The organism is Nonomuraea sp. NPDC049784 (assembly GCF_040659615.1).
Lineage (GTDB): Bacteria > Actinomycetota > Actinomycetes > Streptosporangiales > Streptosporangiaceae > Nonomuraea.
Genome location: NZ_JBFAMX010000999.1, coordinates 1 through 2,440 on the forward strand (window position 1 = coordinate 1; position 2,440 = coordinate 2,440).

Genomic DNA, 2,440 nt, shown 5'->3' on the forward strand with positions numbered 1-2,440 from the left:
CCGCGTTCAGGGAGCCGTGGGCCACGACGGACGGCCACACGCTCCCCGTACGCAGCCGCAGCCACCCGGCCAGCACTCCGAACAGCACGCAGAAGCCGATGAAGAACAGCGCCGCCCATGAGCCGAGGCGCGGGTAGTTGTAACCCAGGAGAGTGAGGGGGGCGTGCCAGACGCCCCAGATGGCGCCGGTGAAGACCAGCCCGGCGAGCATGCCGTTCGAGGAGACGAGCCGGGGCAGCAGCCAGCCGCGCCAGCCCCACTCCTCCCCCAGCGCCGGGATCGCGTTCAGCGCGGGCCCGGCGAGAGCTGCCACCACGATCTGCAGCACGGCCACCCCGCCGAGGTCGGCGGGCACCGTCATGCCCTGCGCCCGCAGCGCGGCCCTGAACAGGCTGAGCTGGTCGAGGTCCAGCGAGACCACCCCGACGGCGGCGCTCAGCCCCATCGCCAGGAACGCCAGCAGCGGCACCCCGAGCCAGGTCGTGAGCAGGAGAACAGCCGTGCGCTTCTTGCGGTCACCGAACGTGAGCCCGGTCTGCCTGGCCCACTCGCGGAACGGCGTGCGAGAGACGGCCCACGCGCCGAGCACGCCGGCCGTGGGCGTGAACATCATGAGCGTGGCCACCCAGGCCAGCTGCGGCGAGGCCAGCCCCTTGCCGAGCCAGAGGGGCAGCGCCGCCGCCCACGACAGCCCGAAGGCCAGGACGATGAAGATGAGGAGAGGTCTTTTCATTGATCGACTCGCTCCGCGATGAGGGCGTTGATGAGGGATGCGCCGCGTACGGCGTCGTCGACGCTGATCGCGAGCCGGCCGCCGGAGCGGTAGCCGATGACCAGACACTCGCCGCCACGCAGCATGATGGTCCTGTTTCCTGGCAGCCCGCGGAAGCCCCAACCTCCGACAGTGCTCGGATGGCGGGTCTCCGACCAGGCCGACTCGATGCGCGACAGGGGGATCCTGCGCGCCGGCCAGCCCAGCGGGCCGCACTGGATGACGACGCGGCCGTCGCCGACCCGTACGGACACGGACGAGGTCAGCAGCCCGACCACCAGCAGGATGACGAGCGCCGGCACGGCGCGCCCCGCCGCCTCACCGGGCACCACACCCACGACGTAGAGCAGGCCCAGCACGACCAGAGCGGCCGGCGCCAGAACGGAGATGAGGGCGAGCCACCGGTTCGCGACGTGGCCGACCCACACGGTCCGCTGTCCGGCCCTCAGCCGGAGGAGGGGCGGCCGCCGGGCATCGCGAGCCGGGTCGTCGGGCGCGCCCCTGCCCAGGTAGCCCGCGATCACGGCGACGCCGATCGCGGCGGCGATGACCGCGGGGACCAGCCAGCCCTGCAGCCGGGCCTCGGTCCAGTGGGCGGCGTCGAGGTTGGCGAGCAGGGTCACGACCTTCAGGCCGAGCGAGAACACGCTCATGGCGAACAGAACGCCCCACCACAGCACCCGGCCCTGCCTGCGGGCCAGCGCCCGCTCGGCCGCGGCCAGCGCGGACAGCCAGACCGCCGCCCAGATCAGCACCTCCACCGCGAGGAACACCGGGAAGGACATCGAGCCGTTGGGCCTGCCGTCCAGCCCCCAGTGCGTGGCCAGCGGATCGGGCAGCCGGTCGCGCAGCGCCAGGGACAGCGCGACCTGGACCGCGGTGACGGCCAGCCCCCACACGATGGCGATGACTCGGGCGTTCATGGCAGCTCCTCAAGGATGGTGATGAGGTCGTCGCGGCCGTAGCCGTACTTCCTGGCCTCTTCCAGCAGCTCACGCGCGCGCTGTGCGAGCAGGGCGCGGCCGTCGGCGCGGCCGGCCACGCTCACCCCCCGTCCGCGCCGGAACTCCAGCAGCCCCTCGTCGCGCAGGTCGCGCAGCGCGCGCAGCACGGTGTTGGGGTTGATGCCGAGAGCCTGACCCAGGTCGCGGGCCGGGGGAAGGCGGTCGCCAGGGCGGTACGCCCCCTCGCCGATGGCGCGGCGGATCGCGCCCGCCACCTGTTCGTGCAGGGGTCGCGCGTCGTTCAGGTCCAGCGTGAGCAACATGGTGCTAGTGACAATAGCACCATGTTGCAGGTCGCGTTATTGGTAGGATGAACCCCTGTTTGTGAGTACGTAGAAGACCTGGATAGCATCGGTTTACGTGACCACTGTGCGGCTGAACTCAGCAGATCCAGTCTCCTTTGACACCGACGCGTTGATCGTCGGCTTCAGGTCAGGCCAGGAAGGCCCACGGGCCGCCACGGGCGCCGAGTCCCTCGAGGCCGCCTTCGGCGGCAAGCTCGCCGGCTCCCTCAAGGCCGTCGCCTTCTCCGGCAAGGCAGGTGAGCTGGCCAAGCTGCCGACGTTCGGCGCCATCGCCGCGCCGCTGCTGGTCGCGGTCGGCCTGGGCGACTCCACCGACGCCGAAGGGCTGCGCCGCGCCGCCGGCGCCGCCGTACGGTCCC

Annotated in this window: 4 protein-coding genes; 1 reads left to right on the forward strand and 3 read right to left on the reverse strand. The window is 71.9% G+C overall.

Annotated elements, in window-relative coordinates:
- The 3 genes from AB0J09_RS62310 to AB0J09_RS62320 form a co-directional block, all read right to left on the reverse strand.
- The coding region (locus AB0J09_RS62310) for a CPBP family intramembrane glutamic endopeptidase (protein WP_360713598.1) at positions 1 to 733 on the reverse strand (733 nt) is incomplete at its 3' end.
- Positions 730 to 1,695, reverse strand: a complete 966-nt coding sequence (locus tag AB0J09_RS62315; protein WP_360713600.1) for a DUF1648 domain-containing protein — start codon at positions 1,693 to 1,695, stop codon at positions 730 to 732. The genes AB0J09_RS62310 and AB0J09_RS62315, both read right to left, overlap by 4 nt.
- Positions 1,692 to 2,039: a GntR family transcriptional regulator gene (locus tag AB0J09_RS62320; protein WP_360713602.1), complete on the reverse strand. Its 348-nt coding sequence runs from the start codon at positions 2,037 to 2,039 to the stop codon at positions 1,692 to 1,694. The genes AB0J09_RS62315 and AB0J09_RS62320 overlap by 4 nt, the downstream gene beginning before the upstream one ends.
- Before the next feature lie 97 nt (positions 2,040 to 2,136).
- Here AB0J09_RS62320 and AB0J09_RS62325 point away from each other — a divergent pair.
- Positions 2,137 to 2,440, forward strand: a 304-nt coding sequence (locus AB0J09_RS62325) for a M17 family peptidase N-terminal domain-containing protein (protein WP_360713604.1), incomplete at its 3' end; no start/stop codon positions are given.

Coding starts and splice junctions, on each gene's coding strand:
- AB0J09_RS62315 (WP_360713600.1), bottom strand. CDS start 1,695: ATGAACGCCCGAGTCATCGCCATCGTGTGGGGGCTGGCCGTCACCGCG.
- AB0J09_RS62320 (WP_360713602.1), bottom strand. CDS start 2,039: ATGTTGCTCACGCTGGACCTGAACGACGCGCGACCCCTGCACGAACAG.